This window comes from Halomonas sp. A020 (genome assembly GCF_027943625.1).
Classification (GTDB): Bacteria; Pseudomonadota; Gammaproteobacteria; order Pseudomonadales; family Halomonadaceae; genus Vreelandella; species Vreelandella piezotolerans.
In genome coordinates, this window is sequence record NZ_AP022850.1 from 2,840,961 (window position 1) to 2,862,474 (window position 21,514).

The 21,514-nt window shown below is 56.4% G+C and carries 16 protein-coding genes; 11 read left to right on the forward strand and 5 right to left on the reverse strand.

Annotated elements, in window-relative coordinates; all coding sequences use genetic code 11:
- Window positions 1–19: 19 nt before the first annotated feature.
- Entirely contained in the window at window positions 20–1,126 is a 1,107-nt protein-coding gene (locus FRH_RS13245; protein ID WP_281997008.1) for a tricarboxylate transporter, read from the forward strand.
- A gap of 77 nt (window positions 1,127–1,203) precedes the next feature.
- Window positions 1,204–3,147 carry a tripartite tricarboxylate transporter permease gene (locus FRH_RS13250; RefSeq protein ID WP_281997009.1) on the forward strand — a complete coding sequence of 648 codons (1,944 nt, stop codon included), beginning with the start codon at window positions 1,204–1,206 and terminating at the stop codon, window positions 3,145–3,147.
- Window positions 3,148–3,230: 83 nt separating this feature from the next.
- Here FRH_RS13250 and FRH_RS13255 read toward each other — a convergent pair whose 3' ends face one another.
- Entirely contained in the window at window positions 3,231–3,617 is a 387-nt protein-coding gene (locus FRH_RS13255) for a RidA family protein (RefSeq protein WP_153843838.1), read from the reverse strand.
- Window positions 3,618–3,799: 182 nt separating this feature from the next.
- Here FRH_RS13255 and FRH_RS13260 point away from each other — a divergent pair, with 182 nt between their 5' ends.
- Window positions 3,800–4,360, forward strand: coding sequence for a hypothetical protein (locus FRH_RS13260; RefSeq protein ID WP_159341883.1), 561 nt, complete (start codon window positions 3,800–3,802; stop codon window positions 4,358–4,360).
- 113 nt (window positions 4,361–4,473) lie between these two features.
- Window positions 4,474–5,001: a cytochrome b gene (locus FRH_RS13265; protein WP_281997010.1), complete on the forward strand. Its 528-nt coding sequence runs from the start codon at window positions 4,474–4,476 to the stop codon at window positions 4,999–5,001.
- A gap of 78 nt (window positions 5,002–5,079) precedes the next feature.
- Here the strand turns inward: FRH_RS13265 and FRH_RS13270 are convergent, their stop codons facing one another.
- The 3 genes from FRH_RS13270 to FRH_RS13280 all read right to left on the reverse strand — a co-directional run bounded on the left by FRH_RS13270 (window position 5,080) and on the right by FRH_RS13280 (window position 9,180).
- The gene (locus FRH_RS13270) at window positions 5,080–6,258 is read right to left on the reverse strand and encodes a VWA domain-containing protein (protein WP_281997011.1); all 1,179 of its coding nucleotides are present in this window, start codon (window positions 6,256–6,258) and stop codon (window positions 5,080–5,082) included.
- Between the two features lie 3 nt (window positions 6,259–6,261).
- Window positions 6,262–7,116 (reverse strand): MoxR family ATPase, encoded by an 855-nt coding sequence (locus FRH_RS13275; RefSeq protein ID WP_139528155.1) that lies wholly within the window; start codon window positions 7,114–7,116, stop codon window positions 6,262–6,264.
- Window positions 7,117–7,206: 90 nt separating this feature from the next.
- A complete protein-coding gene (locus tag FRH_RS13280) occupies window positions 7,207–9,180 on the reverse strand; it encodes a sigma-54-dependent Fis family transcriptional regulator (RefSeq protein ID WP_281997012.1) in 1,974 nt (657 codons plus the stop codon).
- Between the two features lie 287 nt (window positions 9,181–9,467).
- Here FRH_RS13280 and FRH_RS13285 point away from each other — a divergent pair, with 287 nt between their 5' ends.
- Complete coding sequence (locus FRH_RS13285; RefSeq protein WP_281997013.1) at window positions 9,468–11,282, forward strand: NAD(P)/FAD-dependent oxidoreductase; 1,815 nt, start codon at window positions 9,468–9,470, stop codon at window positions 11,280–11,282.
- Window positions 11,283–11,313: 31 nt separating this feature from the next.
- Window positions 11,314–12,390: a 2,3-butanediol dehydrogenase gene (locus FRH_RS13290; protein ID WP_281997014.1), complete on the forward strand. Its 1,077-nt coding sequence runs from the start codon at window positions 11,314–11,316 to the stop codon at window positions 12,388–12,390.
- 74 nt (window positions 12,391–12,464) lie between these two features.
- Here FRH_RS13290 and FRH_RS13295 read toward each other — a convergent pair whose 3' ends face one another.
- On the reverse strand, window positions 12,465–13,229 hold the full coding sequence (locus FRH_RS13295; RefSeq protein ID WP_281997015.1) for an SDR family oxidoreductase: 765 nt from the start codon (window positions 13,227–13,229) through the stop codon (window positions 12,465–12,467).
- 177 nt (window positions 13,230–13,406) lie between these two features.
- On the opposite strand from FRH_RS13295, the gene FRH_RS13300 reads away from it, so the two are divergent.
- The 5 genes from FRH_RS13300 to FRH_RS13320 all read left to right on the forward strand — a co-directional run bounded on the left by FRH_RS13300 (window position 13,407) and on the right by FRH_RS13320 (window position 21,454).
- A complete protein-coding gene (locus FRH_RS13300; protein ID WP_281997016.1) occupies window positions 13,407–15,140 on the forward strand; it encodes a GAF domain-containing protein in 1,734 nt (577 codons plus the stop codon).
- The gene (locus FRH_RS13305; protein WP_281997017.1) at window positions 15,127–18,309 is read left to right on the forward strand and encodes a response regulator; all 3,183 of its coding nucleotides are present in this window, start codon (window positions 15,127–15,129) and stop codon (window positions 18,307–18,309) included. The genes FRH_RS13300 and FRH_RS13305 overlap by 14 nt, the downstream gene beginning before the upstream one ends.
- On the forward strand, window positions 18,306–18,698 hold the full coding sequence (locus FRH_RS13310) for a response regulator (protein WP_139528150.1): 393 nt from the start codon (window positions 18,306–18,308) through the stop codon (window positions 18,696–18,698). Before FRH_RS13305 ends, FRH_RS13310 begins: the two co-directional genes overlap by 4 nt.
- Window positions 18,685–20,349 (forward strand): diguanylate cyclase, encoded by a 1,665-nt coding sequence (locus tag FRH_RS13315; RefSeq protein ID WP_139528149.1) that lies wholly within the window; start codon window positions 18,685–18,687, stop codon window positions 20,347–20,349. Before FRH_RS13310 ends, FRH_RS13315 begins: the two co-directional genes overlap by 14 nt.
- Before the next feature lie 496 nt (window positions 20,350–20,845).
- The gene (locus FRH_RS13320; protein WP_174788518.1) at window positions 20,846–21,454 is read left to right on the forward strand and encodes an OmpW family outer membrane protein; all 609 of its coding nucleotides are present in this window, start codon (window positions 20,846–20,848) and stop codon (window positions 21,452–21,454) included.
- Window positions 21,455–21,514 lie beyond the last annotated feature (60 nt).

A 21,514-nucleotide genomic window follows, 5' to 3' on the forward strand; every position in this document is an offset into this window, starting at 1 on the left:
CAATAACAGGAGTATCGCCATGACCACCCTGAAAAACACTCCGCTAAAGACATTCAAGAAAGCGCTACTGGTCGTTGCTTGTTCCACGCTTGGCGCTATCAGTGTGAGTGCTCAAGCGGACAAAGTGAACGTGCCTGACACCATCCACTGGACCATTCCCTTTGGTGTAGGCGGAGGAACCGACGTATGGGCGCGTTTTTTCACCACCTGGATGAGCGACCATATTCAAGGCAACCCGACACTGGTGATTGATAACGTGCCCGGCGGCGGCTCTATCAATGGTAGCAACTTGTTCGCGATACGGGCCGATTCGGATGGCAGCCAATGGATAGGCACCTCGGCGTCCACCCAGTATCCGGCCATGCTGCAAGATCGCCGTGTGCGCTATGACTACGACGACTGGACGCCGATTCTGGCCACACCCACCGGTGGCGTAGTGTATGCCCAGCCTAACCTCGGTGATACCGCCGAGGATGTGCTCCGGGCCGTAACCGAGCAGCGCGTCAAATTTGCCGTGCAGAGCCATACCGGATTGGAGCTGCCCGTCTTGATTGCGCTGGACTTGTTAGGGGTCGACGTGCAGGCCGTGTCGGGCATGCGCAGCCGTGGCGAAGGGCGGCTAGCGTTCGAGCGCGGTGAAGCCGATATCGATTTTCAAACCACCTCGGCGTATTTCAGTAGCGTAGCGCCGCTGGTCGAGAGCGGAAGAGCGGTTCCGCTGTTTTCCCTTGGGGTGCTCGACGACAGTGGCCAGGTCGTTCGTGATCCTGCCTTCCCTGATTTGCCGACCTTCAACGAGGTGTATGAAAACCTGCATGGGGAAGCCCCAAGCGGCCCTGCCGCCGAGGCGTATCGCAAGTTCTTCGCTTCAGGATTCACGCTGCAAAAGCTGATTCTACTGCCCAAGGACGCCCCTGAGGCGCTCATCCAAGAGTATCGCGATGCAGCGCGCCGCTTCGTGGACACCGAAACGTTCAAAGAAGCCGCTATGGCTCAGCTAGGCCCCTATACGCCGGTGGTCGGCGAGGTCGTCGAGCAGCACTTGCAAGATGCCATGTCGCTGGATGACGACACGCGCCAGTGGCTCGTCGAGTGGCTGCTCGAACAGCACGGTGCCCGCATTTAACACGCTGGTTCATCAAAGGCACTGTCGAGGCAGTGCCTTTCGGCTCCTTCATACTCAATAACACAAGAGCCACGACAATGTTCGATGTCTTATTCTCCAGTTTGGGACAGTTGTTTACTGTTCCCCATATGCTGTACATGGTGGTGGGTGTCCTGATTGGGTTAATCGTGGGCATCATTCCTGGGCTTGGTGGCATTGCCGGAATGTCGCTGCTATTGCCGTTTCTCTATGGCATGGAGCCGTCTGTGGCTCTTGGTATGCTCATGGGCCTGGTGGCGGTCATTCCCACGGGCGACACCTTTGCCTCTGTACTGCTTGGCATACCAGGCTCTAGCGCGTCGCAGGCCACCGTGGTGGACGGCTTTGCCCTGGCTAAAAAAGGGCAGGCGGCGCGGGCGCTCTCCAGCGCGTTTCTTTCGTCGATGATTGGTGGCCTGCTGGGCGCGGTGGTGTTGACGGCCTTTATCCTGATTGCTCGGCCGGTCGTGCTGTCGTTCTCCTCCTCTGAGCTGTTCATGCTGACGCTGCTGGGGCTCTCGATGGTCGCGGTGCTGTCTGGCAAGGATGTCTTCAAGGGCATTGCGGCCTGCGGAGTGGGGTTGCTGGTGGGCACCATCGGCATGGCCCCCGCCACGGGGGAGTTCCGCTTGCCGTTCGAGATCGACTACCTCTACGACGGTCTGCCGCTCGTCGTCGTGGGGTTGGGTATTTTCGCACTGCCCGAAATCATCGATCTGTTGGTGAAGCGCGGCGCGATTGCCGAGCAGCCGTGCCAGCTGGGCAAGGGGTGGAAAGAGGGCGTCAGGGACGTCGCCAAACGCCCTGGACTCGTCGCTCGCTGTGCGGGTATTGGCAGTTTGATGGGCACGATTCCCGGCTTGGCGGGCTCGGTGGTCGATTGGCTCACCTACGGCCACGCGGTGCAGAGCGCCAAGGATAAAACACAGTTCGGTAAAGGCGATATTCGCGGTGTGATTGCGCCGGAATCGGCGAATAACGCCTGTGCCTGTGGAGCGATGGTGCCCACTCTGCTGTTTGGTATTCCCGGTTCGGGGACGGCGGCGGTGTTCCTGGGCGGCTTGCTGCTACTCGGTCTGCAGCCCGGTGTGAGCATGCTGGAAACCAATTTGGACCTAACGTACACCATCATCTGGTCGTTGGCCCTGGCGAACATCCTCGGCGCTGCGCTCTGCTTGGGACTGGCGCGTCCGGTGGCCAGCATGACACGGGTGCCGTTCGTGATTTTAGCGCCCTTGATCACTATCTTGATTCTCTTTGCGGCGTATCAAGCCACGCGCTCGCTGGGGGACCTGTTCGCACTTGGTGTCATCGGTGCGTTTGGCGTGCTGTTCAAGCAGGCCAACTGGTCACGCCCGGCCTTCCTGATTGGCTTCGTGCTTGCGCCCGGTGCCGAGGCGTACTTTTATCAGGCTGCCCAGTTCCAGGGGGCTGACGCCTTCATGCGGCCCGGTGTGTTGATCATCGGCGCGCTGATTGCCGCCTCGTTGGTGATTCCCCCATTACGCAGCTACCTGCATGCCCAGCGTCAACGAAAGGCGACCACACCGCATACGCCTCTAGAATCAGCAGAGCCGCTTTCGCTGGGCGCCATCGACGTGGTGCTGCTGGCTAGTCTACTAGCCGGTGCCGCCTACATGTGGTGGACGTTCGCTGATCTTTCCATGCTGGGAGGCATTATGCCCCGACTAGCGATCGCCATCATCGTGGCGGCCTGTGTGTTGGAGGTCGTGAGAACGGTCATTAAGCCAATGAAGTGGCAAACTCAAACGCTGAGCCAACAGCTGCTTTGGGTCGCGGGTTTCTTTGCGTTGATTGGGGGCGTGATGGTGCTCGGTTTTCTATTTGCTGCAGCGATCTTTTGTCTTGGGTTCTTATTGGTCGTCGCGCGTATGAAGCCAGTGGCTGCTCTTGGGTTAGCGGCAGGCGTAACGCTCTTCTTGATGGGAATGGCGCATATGCTGACGCTTAACTATCCAACGGGCATGCTGGCGGGCCTGTAACACCACCCTTGAGAAGTAGACGCACAAAAAGCCATTCAATTGGCTTTTTGTGCGTTGGAAACATGAAAATGTGGTGCTGAATATTAGTTGGGGCGTTTGGCCATCAACGTGATTTCTACCAAACTGCCACCGCAGATATGCGGGGATTCGGTGCAGGTCCGCGCTGGATAGCGACCAGGTTCGAAAAAATCCGCATAGATGCTGTCAAACGCGCTAATTTGCTTAAGATCCGCTAAGTGCACGTCAGCGCGCACTACGTCAGCAAGGCTGCCACCCTCTTGTTCGAGCATGCGAGCGAGTTCACGCAGAACTAGGCGAGCCTCCTCTTTGATATTGCCCCGCGCCGCCTCTCCGTTAGAAAGATCGGCCACCGTGAGGCCAGAAATAAACATGTAGTGGTCGTCAACTACCATGTGGCTGCCAGGAAAATCCGGCTTTGGCAGGGTCGGGTCGTTGATGAACTGGGTCATATGCTCTCCTTGGCAATAAAAAACGCCTTGCCTTCAATGCGACTCCCCTAGATCAAGAGGGTTCCATCGACAACAGGCTGGTGTCTCCTCGTGCTTTGCTCTACGCTGGCGGGCTTTCATAACCCGTCAGCGCTTGTCGCTACGAAACATGGCGGGGTGAACGAACGTAACGAGAGAGCGTCATGAAGGTAGTCCATGTAAGTCAGAGTGAGCCGCGCGATGCGTGTTTGGCCAAGCTATGCGCCGAGGTGTATGGCCAGCAGGCAGGCTTGACGCCGTTGGTGATCTTTACCGGCACCAAAAATGTACTGTTTGCCCAAGAAGGCGCGCGGTTGTTGGCAGGGGTTGATGGCGAAGGACACCCTTTAGCGCTGGCGCTATTGGTGCTGGATGAAGCGGGCGAGGGCATGACCGTGACTCACGCCTGCGAGTTTGCAAAAGGTGCAAAAGCTCGTTTGCTGAGCGAGCTCAGTCTGAAGGCTCCGCTGCGCATCGATACGCAGGATGAAAAAGCTAAAACGTTCTTTCAACAGTGCGGCTTCAAGCGCTGGTTAGAAGCGGAAAATGGCCAGCATATCGGGCTGTCGACTCGCCACCCTGCTAACAGCATTGAGACGCTATCGCCTACGTTAGCGCTGGATGAGGCGCTGATTTTGCGCCGCTTCAAACACGATCCCGTGGCGTTCGCCCAAGCCAAAGAGGCCTTTTTAGCTGGGTTGAATCGCGTTCCCGTGTCGCTCTAAGGCAACGTCGTGTTCCTTTTTTTGCAACCAATTTCCATGCTGTTGTCATGATCTGGTGAGCTGTGCTGGGTAAGATAGTGCCATGGTTCAACGTTTGTTAAGAGGAACAATAGATGGCGCTAGCAGTGATGGACAGCTCTTCGCGTTACGGGTTGGTGAGTCGGGCATTGCACTGGGGAATGGCGCTGCTGTTCGTGTGGCAGTTTAGCAGTGCCGTTGCCAGGGTATGGCTGGAAGATACGGCAATTGAGGGCTTTCTGTGGGGGGGCCATAGCCAAGTGGGTGTCGTGTTGATGGCGCTCGTTGTGATTCGCGCTGTTTGGGCAGTGATGAATGCGTCACGGCGTCCGCCCGCGGTGAGCGTAATGGCGAAGCTTGGACACGTGGCGCTTTATGGATTGATGATCGTGGTGCCAGCGATTGCGCTTATTCGCCAGTACGGCTCGGGTCGTGCGCTGGATGTATTCGGGCTGTCTCTCATGTCGGGCGGCGGTGAGCGCATCGAATGGATGACTAATTTAGGCGGTTTGTTACACGGCGAGCTGGGGTGGGCGCTATTCGCCCTGGTGGTAGGCCATGTAGTGATGGCGGTTTTGCACCGCAAACTGACCAACCACAGCATCATGACGCGTATGGCTTAGCCATTCAGGCATTGCAATATGCGCAACGGCGCACCCATTGGGTGCGCCGTTTTCGTTGCTGCTCTAGGCAGTGCGAGGCTATTTGGCGAGCTCGCGCATGGCAGTTTCCAGCCCTTCCAGCGTCATCGGATACATACGGTCGTCGATGAGCTCGCGAATGAGCGTGGTCGAATAGGTGTATTCCCAAGCGCGGGGAGGCATTGGGTTAAGCCAGGCTAAACGGGGGAATTTCTCGGTCAAGCGTTTGAGCCACACGCCGCCGGCTTCGTCATTGAAATGTTCGACGCTACCGCCAGGATGGGTGACCTCATAAGGCGACATGGCCGCATCACCGACGATGACGACTTGATAGTCCGCGCCGTAGGTATGCAGCACGTCCATGGTCGGAATGCGCTCGTTGCCCCGACGCAGATTGTTGCGCCATACGCCTTCATACAGGCAGTTATGGAAATAGTAGTGCTCCAGGTGCTTGAACTCCGAGCGTGCCGCCGAGAATAGCTCTTCGCAGACGCGAATGTGGTCATCCATGGAGCCGCCGACGTCCAGAAACAGCAGCACCTTGACCGCATTGTGGCGTTCTGGGCGCATCTGAATGTTGAGTAGCCCGGCATCACGGGCGGTTTCGCGAATGGTGCCGCTGACGTCGAACTCGTCCCGCGCGCCTTGGCGGGCGAACTTTCTCAGTCGCCGAAGCGCCATTTTGATGTTACGGGTGCCCAGCTCCAGCGAGTCGTCGTAATCCCGAAAGCGCCGTTCGTCCCACACCTTGGTGGCGCGGCGGTGGCGGGAGCCGTCTTGCCCGATGCGAATGCCTTCCGGGTTGTAGCCGTATGCGCCAAATGGGCTGGTGCCGCCGGTACCAATCCATTTATTGCCGCCTGCGTGGCGCTCTTTCTGCTCTTCCAGACGTTTTTTGAACGTCTCGATGAGCTCTTCGAGCCCGCCTAGCGATTCGATCTTGGTCTTCTCTTCGTCGGTGAGCTGTTTCTCGAATTCGCGGCGCAGCCACTCCTCGGGGATCAGCGCTTCGATGGCGGCGTCCATGTCTTCGATGCCTTTAAACCAGACGGCAAAGGCACGATCGAAACGGTCGAAGTGGCGCTCGTCTTTGACCATGACCGTGCGCGCTACCTGGTAAAACGCCTCCATATCGGCAAATACCACGCCGCGCTCGACCACGGCGTGAAGGTCCAACAGCTCCCGCAGCGAAACGGGGACACCCGCGCGTTTGAGGGTTTCGAACAAGCCTATGAACATGGCTTAGCGCCCGCTGCTCTTTTGGCGACGCATCATGAACGCCAAGCGTTCCAACAGGTGGGTATCCTGCTCGTTTTTGACCAGCGCACCAGCCATGGGCGGCAGTGCCTTGGCGGGGTCACGATGGTAGAGCGCTTCCTGGGCTAGCTCGTCGGCCATCAGCAGTTTGAGCCAATCGACCAGCTCCGAGGTGGAGGGCTTCTTCTTGAGGCCAGGTGCGCTGCGCAGGTCAAAGAAGACTTCCAGCGCCTCGCTGACCAGTTTTGGGGCAATGTCGGGAAAGTGAACATCGACGATGGCCTGCATGGTTTCGCGATCGGGGAACTCGATGTAGTGAAAAAAGCAGCGGCGCAAAAAGGCATCCGGCAGCTCTTTTTCATTGTTAGAGGTGATGACGATAATAGGGCGCTTTTCGGCGCGGATGGTTTCGCCGGTTTCGTAAACGTGAAACTCCATGCGATCCAGCTCTTGGAGCAGGTCGTTGGGAAATTCGATGTCTGCTTTGTCGATCTCATCGATCAGCAGGACTACCCGCTCATCGGCGCTAAAAGCTTCCCACAGTTTGCCGGGCTTGATGTAGTTAGCGACGTTCTCGACGCCCTCTACGCCCAATTGGGAATCGCGCAGGCGGCTCACTGCATCGTACTCGTAAAGCCCCTGAGCGGCTTTGGTGCTGGATTTGATGTGCCAAGTGATCAGCCGAGTGCCGAGGGCGTCTGCCAGCTCTTCGGCCAGAAGCGTCTTGCCGGTGCCGGGTTCGCCTTTTATGAGCAGCGGGCGCTCGAGCATCACGGCAGCATTCACCGCCTGCTTGAGCGCATGGGTTGCGATATACGAAGAGGTGGAGTCAAACGCCATAGTGGGCCTCGGCTTGTCGAAAGCGTGGTGAACATCAGATTCAAACAAGTGTACGTGAGGCTGGCTGCCCAGGCCAAGCGCCGTCCGCTGTCAGGCCTTGTTCGGCGGCACGATGCCCTGGCGCTGCATTTGCCGATATACCGTTGGCCGTGAAACCCCCAGCTCGCGGGCCACGGCGCTAATGTTCCATTGGTGTTGCTGCAGCTGAATGAGGAGTTGGCTATCGGCGGCCTCGTTTTCAGGCGCGGTGATGGCTGGCGATTGGGTAATGCGCTGGCTGAGGCACTGTTCGGGCAGGTCGTGTACGGTGATTTCGTTGCTCTCGGCGGTGGCCAGGGCAAACGCTAGGGCGTTTTTCAACTGGCGTATATTGCCTGGCCAGGCGTAGGCGAGCAGGGCGCTGATAGCATCGGCCCGCAGCCGTGGCGCTGAGCTTGCGCCGCGCTCTTTGACCACATCGCTGAAAACTTGGCGAATCACATAGAGCTTGTCGGCGCGTTCACGCAGCGGTGGTAGGCGTAGCTGGGCGCCGTTCAAGCGGTAGTAGAGATCTTCCCGAAACTCCCCCCGCGCGATCATGGTATCGATATGGCGGTGGGTGGCGGTAATCACTCGGATGTCGATTTTTTCCGGTTTATTGGCGCCTAGTGGCATGACCTCACGCTCGGCAAGTACGCGCAGCAGGCGGGTTTGTAGCGCCAGTGGCATATCGCCGATCTCGTCTAGAAACAGCGTGCCGCCATGGGCCTGAGGGATCAGCCCGCGCATACCTTTTGCACGCCCGCCGGTAAACGCGCCGGGCTCGTAGCCGAATAGCTCGCTCTCGATCAGCGCTTCGGGAATCGCCGCACAGTTCACCGCGATGAACGGGCCTTTGGCGCGGTTGCCGCTATCGTGCAGTGCGCGGGCAACCACCTCTTTGCCGGTGCCGGTTTCGCCGCTGATCAACACGTTGACACTGGCCTCGTTGCGCAGCCGTTCAGCCAATTTTTGTAGCTTACGTATCGCGGGGTCGTCGGCGCCCAGTCGTTCTAGCGGCGTCGGCAGGGACGATGCGGGCTGGTCGCGGGATACGATCCGCGGCCTACGCGGCTCTAGCAGGCTAATAAAGTAGATGGCATTGCTGGCGCGGGCGCGAAATGCCCGCAACTGGTCGTTGGTCGCGCTGTTGATGCTGAGCACATCGGCAATCTCGCACTCGAAGAGCTCGCTAAGCATGGGGGCGTGTTGTGCAGACCACGGCGGCCAACGGCGTTGGTGTTCCTCCATCAGTTCACGGCCTACGGCGTTGGCGGCAATCACTTGGCCGTTCTCTTCTATCGCGATCAGCCCCCGCCCATTCACGTGCACGAACTCTCGCGAGGTATCCAGGCGCACCATCAAGCAGTCGCGGTAGCGCTGCAGGAAGTAGGCGTCTTCGATCATGCGGGCGTAGAGCGTGACCAGCGAGAGGCTGAAGTTCTGGCTCTCATGCTGGGCAGGCGACTGCAGCGCGGAGATATCCAGCACGGCCATGACGTTGCCGTGGGGGTCGGCGATAGGGGCAGCCGTGCAGGTCAGCGAAATATGCGTGGCGTCGAAGTGCTCCTGGCGGTGGCAAATGATCGCTTGCCGGTCGTGCAGGCAGGTGCCTACGGCGCAGGTACCCGCGAAGCGCTCGTCCCAGTCGGCTCCTAAATAGAGGCCCGCTTTGCGTAGCTGCTGGTCTTGATTGGGATTGCCGCGAAACTCCACGGTAATGCCGCGATGATCGGTGAGGAGCAGCACGTAGCCGAGCTGGGCGATTTGTCCATACAGCTGCTCGACCCCGGCGCGGGCGACGTGCAGCAGCTCATCGACGGATTCCCGGTGCTCGATCAAGGTTTGCTGGGGCACCACCCGGGCAGGGCGTGGTTGCGTAGGGTCGAGCCGGTATTCGTTCAGACAGCGCAGCCAAGAGCGGCGGATGGTGGCCTGCGCCGGTAGCTGCGGTGCGTCCACGCCTTCACCGAGCTGGAAGATGTGCTCGATATGCTGGCGCTGCACGGAGGCCAAGCGTGTCGGTGGTAGTGATGGCGTCGGCATGGCGAATCCATACAGAATTATTGTTGTACCTCCAGACTATGCGCTTTGTCGTGGGTGTCAACGAGGCTGTGTTACGCCGTTAGTCGTGCGTTACACCTGTAACGTTAGCCGTACACGAGGTGTGACATGTGTACAGGTGGTGCGTTGGTGGATAGCAAGCCGAAAATCTTTTTTGTTTAAATTTTTCAATTGCTTATTGATTATTTTGCACATTTGGCACGGCGGGTGCTTAGGGTTGAGTGTCTTATCGACAGTTCAACAATAACAACGACCTTGGAGTACCCGCGATGACTCACACAGAGGTAAGAACCCCATCCCACGCCACCAGCACCGTCAACGCATGGCTACAGGAGTTTGATGAGGTGCTGCAGGCACGCGATAGTCAGCGCGTGCTGACGCTATTCAACGACGAGTGCTACTGGCGCGATTTTCTGGCGTTTACCTGGAACCTAAAAACGTGCGAAGGCAAGGAGGAAATCCAGGCCATGCTCGATGCCACGCTGGCCCGCACGCGGCCTTCTCAGTGGCAGCTCGATGGGGAGGCCAGCGAAAACGGCGATACCATCGAGGCGTGGTTCACGTTCAAAACGGCCATTGCCAGCGGCAAAGGCTACCTGCGTTTGAAGAACGGCAAGTGTTGGACACTGCTCACTACCATGCAGGCGTTGAACGACTTCCCCGAACCGCGCAATCACCATCGCCCCAAAGGGGCCGAACATGGTGCCAACAAACAGCGTGAAACCTGGCTGGAAGCCCGTGAACGTGAGGAAGCCGAGCTTGGTTACACGCGCCAGCCCTACTGCGTGATCATTGGTGGTGGCCAGGGCGGTATTGGCTTGGGGGCGCGGCTGAAACAGATGGGCGTGTCCACTATCATCATCGAGCGCAACGAGCGCGCGGGGGACTCTTGGCGCAAGCGCTATAAATCTCTCTGCTTGCACGACCCGGTATGGTACGACCACCTGCCTTACATCCCCTTCCCAGAAAACTGGCCGGTGTTTGCCCCGAAAGACAAAGTGGGCGATTGGCTGGAAATGTACACGAAAGTGATGGAGCTCAATTATTGGAGTTCCACTGAGTGTCAGAATGCACGCTTCGATGACGCCACAGGTGAGTGGATCGTGAACGTGAAGCGCAATGGCGAAGAGATCACGCTACGTCCGAAACAGCTGGTGATGGCTACCGGGATGTCGGGGATGCCCAACGTGCCCAAGTTTGCAGGCGCGGAGAGCTTCGAGGGCGAGCAGCAGCACTCCAGCCAGCACCCAGGGCCGGATGCCTACGCCGGTAAAAATTGCGTGATCGTGGGCTCGAATAACTCGGCTCACGATATTGCTGCCGCGCTCTGGGAGCATGATGCCGATGTCACCATGCTTCAGCGCTCCTCGACCCATATCGTCAAGTCGGACTCATTGATGGAAGAAGTGCTGGGGCCGCTTTACTCGGAGGAGGCCGTCGCGGGCGGGTTGACCCACGAAAAAGCAGACCTACTGTTTGCCTCGATTCCTTACAAGGTGTTGCCCGATTTTCAACGTCCGGCGTTCGATGCCATTAAACGGCGTGATGCTGAATTTTACCAAAAGCTCGAAGACGCGGGCTTCATGCTCGACTTCGGTGACGATGAGTCTGGCCTGTTTTTGAAGTACCTGCGCCGTGGCTCGGGCTATTACATCGATGTGGGGGCCTGCGATCTGGTCGCCAATGGCGATATCAAGCTGCGCAGCGGTGTGGGTATCGAGCGGATCAATCCGCGCTCGATCACGCTCACCGACGGCAGCGAATTGGACGCTGATCTGATCGTCTACGCCACCGGCTATGGCTCGATGAATGGGTGGGCGGCTCGACTGATTTCTCAAGAGGTAGCGGACAAGGTGGGCAAATGTTGGGGATTAGGCTCTGACACCACCAAAGACCCCGGCCCGTGGGAAGGGGAGCTGCGCAATATGTGGAAGCCCACCCAACAAGAGGCGCTGTGGTTCCACGGTGGCAACCTGCACCAGTCCCGGCACTACTCTCACTATTTGGCGCTGCAGTTGAAGGCGCGTATGGAAGGACTAGATACCCCCGTCTATGGGCTGCAGCCGGTTCACCATGTGTCTTAAAAGCCATGTGTCTTAACAGAAAGGGCAACCTATGAGCCAGTCAACGGATCAATCACAGATGCAGGCCGCGGTGTGGTATGCGGCGAAAGATTTGCGCGTCGAACAGGTGCCGGTGCCGACCATCGATGACCCCCATGCGGTGAAAGTGAAAGTCGCCGCCTGCGGTATTTGCGGCAGCGATTTACACGAGTATGCCGCCGGGCCGATTTTTATTCCGGTAGGCAAACCGCACCCCATTAGCGGCGGCCAGGCACCGATCATTATGGGCCATGAGTTCGCAGGCGAAGTGGTCGAGGTTGGTGAGAAAGTGACTCGGGTGAAGGTAGGCGACCGCGTGGCCATTGAGCCGATCCTCTCGCCTAATAAAGATGGCGCTTATCAGATGGAGCGCTACAACCTGACGCCGCTACTCGGCTTTCACGGCCTTTCCGGCGGTGGCGGCGGATTCTCTGAGTTCACCGTGATGGGTGAGCACATGGTGCACAAACTGCCGGATGACCTTAGCTTCGAGCAGGGGGCGCTGGTCGAGCCTGCGGCGGTCGCGCTGCATGCAGTACGCCAGAGCAGCCTCAAAGCCGGGGATAGTGCCGTGGTGTTTGGTGCTGGGCCGATTGGCTTGATGACCATCGAAGCGCTCAAAGCCGCCGGGGCTGCACAGATTTATGCGGTCGAAGTCGCGCCTTCTCGTAAAGCCAAAGCCGAAGTGCTGGGCGCCATCGTCGTCGACCCACAGCAAGAAAACGCGGTGGAAAAACTGCACGCTTTGAGCGGCGGCGGGGTGGACGTGGCCTTCGAAGTGACCGGCATTCCCGCCGTGCTAAATCAAGCGCTGCACAGCACCCACGAGGGCGGCGAAGTGGTGGTGGTGAGTATTTGGGAGTCAGAGGCCAGTTTTCAGCCTAATGACTTGGTGATCAAAGAGCGCACCATGAAAGGCATTATTGCCTATCGCCATGTGTACCCAGCGGTGATGGCATTGATGCAGCGGGGCTACTTCCGCGCCGAGGATATGGTCACTCAACGCATTCCGCTGGCGGATATCGTGGAGGAGGGCTTCGAGGCGCTGTTGAACGATAAGGCGCAAGTCAAAATCATCGTTACGCCTTAATCCAACGTGGAGTTGCCATGTAAAGGCCATCCTTCGATGGCCTTTTTTGATGCGGCACCTTTGCGCGCAGGCCGCTATTCGGCATAGATCATTTTGCGTGTCATGCCGCCGTCGACGACGAAATTCTGGCCGGTAATAAAACCAGACTCTTTAGAGAGCAGAAAGTGAGTGAGTGAAGCGATGTCTTCGGGGGTACCCAAGCGGCCAGCCGGGTGTTGTTCGCGATCGATATCCCGGTGCTCCACCGACTGCTGTCGGCTGGGTTTTTGCCAGTCGCCCACTTCGATCCAGCCGGGGCTGATAGCGTTGACGCGAACATCAGGCCCCAGGCTGACCGCCAGCGCATGCGTCAAGGCGACGATGCCGCCTTTGCTGGCGGCGTAGGCTTCAGTGTCCGGCTCGGATTGGATGGCGCGTGACGAAGCCATCAACACCATGCTGCCGCCGTGAGGACGTAAGTAGGCAGCGCCATGTTTGGCACACAAAAAGGCACCGGTGAGATTGGTGTTCAAGTATGCCTGCCATGTCTCTAGCGAAAGCTGCTCCACCGGGCCATGAAAAGGGTCGGCAATGCCAGCGTTATGCACGATACCGTCCAGGCGGCCAAAGTGGGTGACGCTTTTTTCGAGGCTAGCCATCACCTGGGCTTCATCGCTGACATCCGCTGTGAGAGTCAGCAGTTGCGACGGATGAGGCAGCCTTTGCGCAGCGGCGTCGAGGGCTTCGCCATCAATATCGGTAATGACGACACGGTGTCCCTTGGCCAAAAGGGTATGGGCAATGCCCAGACCGATGCCTTGGGCGCCACCGGTAACGTAGTAGGTGCAGGGTGAGGTCATGAGTGCGTTTCCAAAGTGGTTGAGTCGTAACCGGCTGCGAGTAGTGCAAATGTAAAATATCGATACAGCCAGCGACAGCACCCACATTAAGGCATACATTGACAGTAACTAAACGATCTTAGCGGCGCTATGCCCGATGGATAATATTGGCGGTTAGACACCTTTGAGGTTTCTGTCATGGTGGAGAGTGAACGAGCGCGGCTGCTGGCGTTACATAGTTTAGCCATTTTGGATACTCCGCCAGAGGAGCGCTTCGATCGGATCACCCGATTGGCTACTTCCATTTTTGACGTGGACATTGCGTTAGTGTCATTGGTCGATGAGGAGCGCCAGTGGTTCAAGTCACGTCAGGGCATTTCGCTGACGCAGACCTGCAGAAAGGAGTCTTTTTGCGCGCACGCCATTCAAGGAGAGAGCATCTTCGAGATAGAAGATGCCAGCCAAGATTCCCGCTTTGCTGACAATGTGCTGGTCACCGCCCGTCGCGGCATTCGCTTCTATGCAGGCGTGCCGCTGACCACTGCCAACGGCTTTCGAGTAGGCACCTTGTGTATCATCCACCCCGAGCCGCGCCGTTTGAGCCCTTCCCAGCGTCAGGTGTTGACCGACTTGGCGGCGTGCGTAGAAGATGAAATCAATCGAATTGGGCTGGAAAATGAGCTTACCAGGGTCAACGACGTTAAACGACAGTTGGCTGACGATGAATCTCGCCAGCGTTCACTGGTGGACGCATTGGCCGCACTTAACGATATCAGCACCTCTAATCATTTAGGTATCGATAGGCAATTTCAGGAAGCGTTGGCGTTGGGCTGTCGCTATCTCAATCTTCAAATTGGCATCATTAGCCGTATCCATAGAGGGGTATTCGAAGTCGTCGCCGTCACGGCGCCGAAGGATGTCACGCTGGCGGCCGGCCAGTGCTTGCCCTTGGCCAATACCTACTGTGACATGACGCTAAAAACCAGCGGTCTATTGGCCGTTCACGATACGACCGAGAGCGATCTTAGGCATCATCCGTGTTACGACACCTTCGGCCTCAAAGCGTATATGGGATCGTCGATTCAACTGGGTGATCAGCTCTTTGGAACGGTGAGCTTCTCTTCCGCCGATCCTCGCCAGCACCGTTTTGCTGAAACCGACACACTCTTCATCAAGCTATTGAGCCGTTGGATTGGCTCGGCGTTAGATCGGCAGCGAGTCGATGCACTGAAGAGCGAGTTCGTTTCCACGGTGAGCCATGAACTTCGTACCCCACTCACGGCCATGGCCGGCGGGTTGAAGCTAGTGCTGGGCGGTGCTACTGGAGAGCTACCCGAGAGCACCCACAAGATGCTCTCCATGGCATTGAAAAACGGCGAGCGGCTGTCTCTGTTGATCAATGATCTTTTGGATATCGAAAAACTCTTGGCGGGGCAGCTCAATGTTATTTGCCAGCCAAGAGAACTAGGAGAACTGCTCAAGGCTGCGCTACTTGAAAACCAGCCTTATGCCGACCAGCATGGCGTTGCTTTACGGTTGGAAACGCTATCGAGAGACCGTTTTATTAACGTCGATGTATTGCGCTTTCAGCAGGTCATGGCCAACTTACTCTCTAATGCTGCAAAGTTCTCTCGGCTTAACAGTGACGTCGTTATATATTGTGACGAGTTTGATAAAGAGATACGCATCAACGTAAAGGATAGCGGATGCGGAATACCTGAGGCGTTTAGGGAACGGATTTTCCAAAAATTTTCGCAAGCAGATGCGAGTGATCGACGCGTTAAAGGAGGAACGGGTTTGGGACTTTCAATCAGTAAGGCGATGACCGAACAAATGGGGGGCACTATCGGTTTTCAATCCACAGAGGGAGAAGGCAGTACGTTTTACATAACTTTCCCGTATGCGGAGGTGCCTACGCGTGTTCGGCACTGAACGAATCGGACGCTTCAATGGGGCTCCTTGGTATCTAGGTATTCTGTTTGCGTGTCTGCTCGTCGCTGGCGTGGCGGGTAATATGCTACAGCTTTCGGTACTGTTTAACGTTTATTTCGTATTTGGCTCGGTGGCTGTCATGCTGGCCATTGCTTGGCTGGGGACATGGCCAGCGGTACTGATTGGGGTCGCCTCAGGCGTTTATACTTACGCCTTTTGGGAAAATCCCGTCACCGTCATGGTGTTCATCCTAGAGGCGCTCGTGGTCTCTTGGCTTTACCACCATAAAGTCAAAAACTTGATCATTGCTGCACTGATCTTTTGGACGGCGATCGCCGCCCCGATCGACTTTCTATTATTGCCTTTGTGGTTAGGATGGAGCCAAGAGCTAACGCTGCTGGTGTATTTAAAACAAGCCATCAACGGTGTTTTCAACGCGGTCATCGCTAGCGCGATCATTATTATTTGTGGGCTATCTCAACGGTCTTGGCTGCCGACGGCAGGGGCTTTATTAAGGCTCAAACATCTGCTGTTTTGTGCCCTATTGTCGGTCACATTGATGACGGGTATTCCGCTGATTCTGTACGAAGGCCATGCCATGCGTCAGGGGCAAGAAAACTTTGTCAACCAAACGCTCAATGCCATGGGCAACGAGCTGGTGGGGCGTTTGTCGGAACCCGGAGCCGATCAGCGTTTCGTTTACCATATTGGTCGAGTAAGGGCAGATAGCAACGTCAATATTGGACTACTCGATGCAGAGGGTGAGCTGCTGGCACAGGTAGGTCATCTCAACTCACTAACGCTGGCATCTGGAGATGAACTCATCGATCTAGACGAGCGCATGCGTATGTGGCTTCCAGGCAATTTGGATAACCCGGCCGTTCGCTTTTCTCAGGGGTTTTATACACTACAGTTACCTGCCCGCGGCGTAGGAGGTGTCGATCACGTATTGTTAGAGACGCCGGCACTGCCTACCGTGCGTGCCATGGAAGCTTATCGGACCGTTTTGTTTGCCATGTTAGCGGCAGTATTGATCTTTGGCATCGTGGCGGCTGAACTCTTGAGCCGTATGATTACTCAGCCGCTAACCCGTCTCGGCAAAAAAGGGCGGACGCTGAGCGATTCGATTGCCAAAGGCAAAACGCCCAAACTTCCCGACAGTCGCATCGTCGAGTTCCAGCAGCTTTCTAATTTATTGGGTGCGATGAGCGCGGAGCTCAGCGATGCGTTCAAACGCCTTCGCCATACGCAGAGCAATTTAGAGCGCGAGGTCGATCAACGCACCAGAGCACTCGCCAGTAGCAATGATTTGCTGAGCTCGGTGCTCGATGCTGCCGTGGATTTTGCCATTATCGCCATGGATACCCAGGGAGTGATCAAGCTGTTCAACAAAGGTGCTGAAGACCTTTTGGGATATCAGGCGAGCGAGGTCATCGGAGTGCAAACTCCCATGCTGTTTCACGATGCCGATGAAGTCGAACAGCGGCTCCTCGAACTGAGCCAGAGTGCAGGCCATACCTTGACGCCCTTGGAGGTGTTTACCCACCGGGCTGCCCTGGAAAAGCGCGATGTCAACGAGTGGACCTATCTGACCCGCGCGGGCGATCGTGTGCCCATCAAGCTGGTGGTGACCGCTATTAAAGATCAGCAAGGCACGATTACCGGTTACTTGGGCATTGCCGAAGATATTTCTGAATCGAAGCGCGTCGAGCAAATGAAAAACGAGTTTGTCTCGACCGTGAGTCATGAGCTGCGTACGCCGCTTACGTCCATTTCGGGAGCGCTGGGTATGGTCGCTGCTGGGGCGCTTGGCAGCGTGCCGGATACCGTCATGCGTATGGTCAACATCGCGCATAAAAATAGTCAGCGGCTCACCCACTTGATCAACGACCTGCTGGATATCGAAAAAATAGCCGCCGGTAAACTGGCGTTCGATATGCAGTGGCAGCCGCTGCAGCGTTTACTGGAAAGTGCCATCGAGGAGAATCGCCACTATCGCCATGAGCGGCAGGTGACGTTGACGCTGGATAATCCTCATCCCGATACACAGGTGCGTGTCGACGGTCAGCGGCTTCGTCAGGTCATGGCGAACCTGCTCTCCAATGCCGTGAAGTTTTCGCCGGAGGGAGGAGAAGTCCAAATCAGTGTCGATAAGCAAGACCATAGGATGATGGTGACCGTCAAAGACGATGGGCCGGGAATTCCCGACCACTTCAAAGGCCATATTTTTAGTAAGTTCGCACAAGTCGATGCCTCCGACTCGCGGGCGAAAGGGGGAACGGGGTTGGGTTTGGCGATTACGCGCGAGCTAATCGAGCACATGGAAGGTGAGATGGGCTTCGATTCAGAAGAGGGCAAGGGCAGCTGTTTCTGGTTCTCCCTGCCTCTTCATCCCTCGGATACTCTTAGTGATTCGCGGGGCGCTGACGCGGGCCGAGTGCTGGTGATCGAGGATGATCCTTCCGTCGTGCGTGTTCTTTTTGAAACATTGGCTCAAGCCGGTTTCGAAGTGGACTCTGCCTTGGACGGTGCCATGGCGCTAGAGAAACTGGCCAACCAACACTATGACGCCATCACCGTCGATATTGGACTACCCGACATGAGCGGTTTCGATGTGATTCATGCGCTGCGACAGCAGCGGGCGTCGAAGCATACCCCCGTCATGGTGGTGACGGGGAGCATGGAGCGAGGCGGTGTCGCTCTGGAAGGTCACTTAGAGGACATCGCTTGGTTGGCAAAACCCATTCAGACTGAACACCTGCTAGCACTACTCAGCGAGCAGATGCAGACTCATCAAGAGCGCCTGAGGCTACTGCATATCGAGGATGACCCCGACCTCCATGCGGTCATACGCGCCATGCTGGATGAGCATGCAGAGTGTGATCACGCGGTGAGCGTGGCCATGGCACGTCGCCACTTAGCCTATCGACGCTACGATGCCATTATTTTGGATATTGGTCTGCCTGACGGCGAAGGTTGGGATTTACTAGAGCAGATTCGTGAAGAGCAGCCCCACGCGCGAATCATTATCCTATCTGGGCAGTCCATCAGTGAAGCAGATCAACATCGTGTCGAGACGGTGTTCTTGAAATCGCGCATTAGTCCGACAGAGTTGCTCGAGGCAATTCAACAACGAACCCAACTGGTCCAGATGGTGGATAACGAATGAGCAGCTTAGAGCGTATTTTGTATGTAGAAGATGATCCTGATATCCAAACGGTAGCGACACTTGCTCTCGAAGTCGTCGGTGGTTTTAACGTCAAAGTCTGTGCTTCAGGGGAGCAGGCATTGGAAGAAGCCGAAGCGTTCGCTCCAGACATGATTCTACTCGATGTCATGATGCCTGGTATGGATGGGCCATCGACTCTAGCGGCGTTGCGTCAACGCTCGAGTCTCGAGAAAGTGCCCATCGCGTTCATGACCGCCAAAGTACAACCCCACGAGGTGGATCAACTCATCGCACTCGGTGCCGAAAGCGTGATTGCCAAACCGTTTGATCCCATGACCCTGGCTAATCAAGTTCGCACTCTTTGGGAGCAGGCGTGTGGCAAATCATGATCAACAGTCGCTAGAGCACAAACTGGCACTGCTCAAACAAACCTATCAGCATAATCTGCAAGCCGAATTGGCATCGTTGTGCAGTGTTCTCACGCGTTTGCAGCAAACGTTACGTGCTCAGCTAATGGTCACCACCGAAGCCCCGTCCAGTGGCGACCCACAAGCCCCTCGGGATACGTTGACCGATGTTTACCATCGACTACACAAACTGGCAGGGTCGGCAGGGACGTTTGGTTTCGATACGATCGGCAGCCAAGCACGGCTGTTGGAAAATGGCCTTAAGCGCTGGCTGGAGGAGAGCGATCAAGCCATCGATCTTCAGCTCGTCAACGTGGTGAGTAGCCAATTACAGTCGATGCAAATCGAGCTCGTGCCTAGTTTGCAGCAGGCGCCTAGCGTTGATGGGCCTCAAGAAATCAACGGCACATCCGCTAAGATTTGGCTGATCGAAGAAGATGACGAGCTCGGTAAGCATATCCGTGAACAGTTGATGAACTTCAGTTATGACGTCCGCCTTTTCGACTCTGTGCCAGAGGCGTGCCAAGCGATCGCCAATCAGTCTCCCGATATTTTGATCGTAGACGCCATGGCAGGCGTGGGACACCTTGCACCGTTGCAAGCGCTCTCTTGCCCCCTGCTTTTCATCAGCGACTGTGACTCCTTCGATGCACGTATGCGAGCGGCACAGTTAAATGCGCATGGCTATTTTTTGAAGCCACTGAACATACCGCAATTGGTGAACCGCCTGGAGCAGCTTCTTCAAGAGCGTCAATCGCCACCCGCTCGTATTCTCGTCGTGGACGACGACCAACAGCTGGCGGCTTATTACCAGCTCGTGCTAGAAGCCGCGGGGATGGAAGTGCGCATCCTCGACAATCCCCGCCATATCATCGATCAACTCGCCTCGTTTAGACCCGAACTCTTACTGATGGATGTGCACATGCCGGATTACGATGGCCCTGATTTAGCGTCAGTGGTTCGGCAGTATGACGAGTGGAGTAGTCTGCCCATCGTCTTCTTATCTGCAGAGATGGACTTAGGTAAGCAGGTAGATGCGCTCAGCCACGGAGCCGATGACTTCCTCACCAAGCCCATTCTCGCTGCGCAGCTGGTAGCCTCGATTCGTGTGCGCGTGGCCCGCTCACGCACACTGTCGGCGCTGCTCAATAAAGACAGTCTGACCGGGCTGCTCAAGCATGCCAGCATTAAAAGTGCCGCGATCAACGAGATATGTCGTGGCTTCCGACAACACTATTCGGTGGTGGTCGCCATGGTGGACATCGACCATTTCAAATCGGTGAATGATACCTATGGCCATGCCACAGGGGACGTCGTGATTGCGTCGGTGGCGACGCTGCTGCGTCAGCGCCTACGCCAAACCGATATGATTGGCCGGTATGGGGGCGAGGAGTTTTTAGTGGTGCTGCCACACTGCAGCGCAGAGGACGGTCGGAAGCGCTTGGAAGACATTCGCCAATACTTTTCTCGCCTGCGCTTTAACCAAGGGGAGCAGGAGTTTGCGTGCACGCTCTCGGCGGGTATGGTCTGTAGCACCGACGTATCAGAGGACAACAGAGACCGACTCTTGGTCTTAGCAGATGAGGCACTTTATCGAGCCAAGCGCGGCGGCCGCAATCAAGTAAGCCAGTAAGGCTAGTTGCTGGTGGCGGTTGAGTGATTCGTTATGAAGCAATGCAGCGAAAAATGCGCGCCGCTGGTGCGCTTTTTCATGGGGTAAAGAGATAGCGAACGCTTTCTTTACTCATTTATTTAGTAAGATTATGTTTTTTAATAGAAATTATTTTTTTGGCACACAGCTCGCAATATAAAAGGTAACCCGCAAATGAATAGAGTCATTAAGGTCGCGATGCAACCGGCACTCAATGCTCTCCCTTCTTTGCAACGTTGCCGCGGCGCTGCCCGGCAATACACCGAGTGAGCTGGCGTGCTCCACCTGGGTCCCCTTCGGGGGACTTTTTTTATGCTCGTTTGTCAAGCGCGATAGTTAACAAAAGCTATCAGAGCCAGAAAACCTATAATAAAATTTCACATGAAATTTGGAAACGGTGTTCTTATACTATATATTGTATAGGTTAGCTGGCGTTGACCAGCATCAATCCCAAGCAAGATGCAAGAGGATGACCCTGATGAGCAAAATGAAATTGATCACCGCCGCTATCGTGTCTGCCAGTGCCGTCATGGCGAGCCAAGCCGTTATGGCCTACGAAGCAGGCGATGTGTTTGTTCGCGGCGGTGTTGCCCAAACGGATACGGGCTCAGGTAACGGCAATGTTGGCGGTGCGGACCTCAACGTACAAAGCGCACGTGGGTTCACTTATGGTGCGGGCTACCTGTTCAGCGACAAATTTGGCGTCGAACTCAACAGCTCTGAAAAATTCGAACATGACCTGAACACGACGCCGGGCGGCAGCGCAGGTAGCGTCGACCGTCTGCCGGTGAACCTGCTGGTCAACTACTACCCGATGGGTGGTTTGGACTCGAAAGTTCAGCCTTACGTAGGTCTTGGTTTGAACTACACGAGTTTTTCCAGCGAGCCATCTGGCTTGAGCATCGACGAGAGCTACGGCGCCATCGGCCAAGCGGGTGTGGATTTGGCAGTGACGGATAACGTCATGCTGAACGGCTATGTTAGCTACGCGGACGTAAGCGCCGACATCAATGCGGCTGGCGCCACCGTTGGCGAAGTCGATATCGAGCCAGTGACGATCGGCGGCGGTATTACTTACCGTTTCTAAACCAATCCGATACATATACGCCCGGCTTACACGCGTAAGCCGGGCGTTTTTTGTTGGGCG

Bases quoted from the DNA above. Each gene is read 5' to 3' on its own strand.
- FRH_RS13300 (WP_281997016.1), top strand. From the start codon at position 13,407: ATGGTGGAGAGTGAACGAGCGCGGCTGCTGGCGTTACATAGTTTAGCC.
- FRH_RS13270 (WP_281997011.1), bottom strand. From the start codon at position 6,258: ATGTTCATAGGCTTGTTCGAAACCCTCAAACGCGCGGGTGTCCCCGTT.
- FRH_RS13320 (WP_174788518.1), top strand. From the start codon at position 20,846: ATGAGCAAAATGAAATTGATCACCGCCGCTATCGTGTCTGCCAGTGCC.
- FRH_RS13265 (WP_281997010.1), top strand. From the start codon at position 4,474: ATGGCGCTAGCAGTGATGGACAGCTCTTCGCGTTACGGGTTGGTGAGT.
- FRH_RS13290 (WP_281997014.1), top strand. From the start codon at position 11,314: ATGAGCCAGTCAACGGATCAATCACAGATGCAGGCCGCGGTGTGGTAT.
- FRH_RS13250 (WP_281997009.1), top strand. From the start codon at position 1,204: ATGTTCGATGTCTTATTCTCCAGTTTGGGACAGTTGTTTACTGTTCCC.
- FRH_RS13245 (WP_281997008.1), top strand. From the start codon at position 20: ATGACCACCCTGAAAAACACTCCGCTAAAGACATTCAAGAAAGCGCTA.
- FRH_RS13295 (WP_281997015.1), bottom strand. From the start codon at position 13,229: ATGACCTCACCCTGCACCTACTACGTTACCGGTGGCGCCCAAGGCATC.
- FRH_RS13275 (WP_139528155.1), bottom strand. From the start codon at position 7,116: ATGGCGTTTGACTCCACCTCTTCGTATATCGCAACCCATGCGCTCAAG.
- FRH_RS13280 (WP_281997012.1), bottom strand. From the start codon at position 9,180: ATGCCGACGCCATCACTACCACCGACACGCTTGGCCTCCGTGCAGCGC.
- FRH_RS13310 (WP_139528150.1), top strand. From the start codon at position 18,306: ATGAGCAGCTTAGAGCGTATTTTGTATGTAGAAGATGATCCTGATATC.
- FRH_RS13260 (WP_159341883.1), top strand. From the start codon at position 3,800: ATGAAGGTAGTCCATGTAAGTCAGAGTGAGCCGCGCGATGCGTGTTTG.
- FRH_RS13285 (WP_281997013.1), top strand. From the start codon at position 9,468: ATGACTCACACAGAGGTAAGAACCCCATCCCACGCCACCAGCACCGTC.
- FRH_RS13255 (WP_153843838.1), bottom strand. From the start codon at position 3,617: ATGACCCAGTTCATCAACGACCCGACCCTGCCAAAGCCGGATTTTCCT.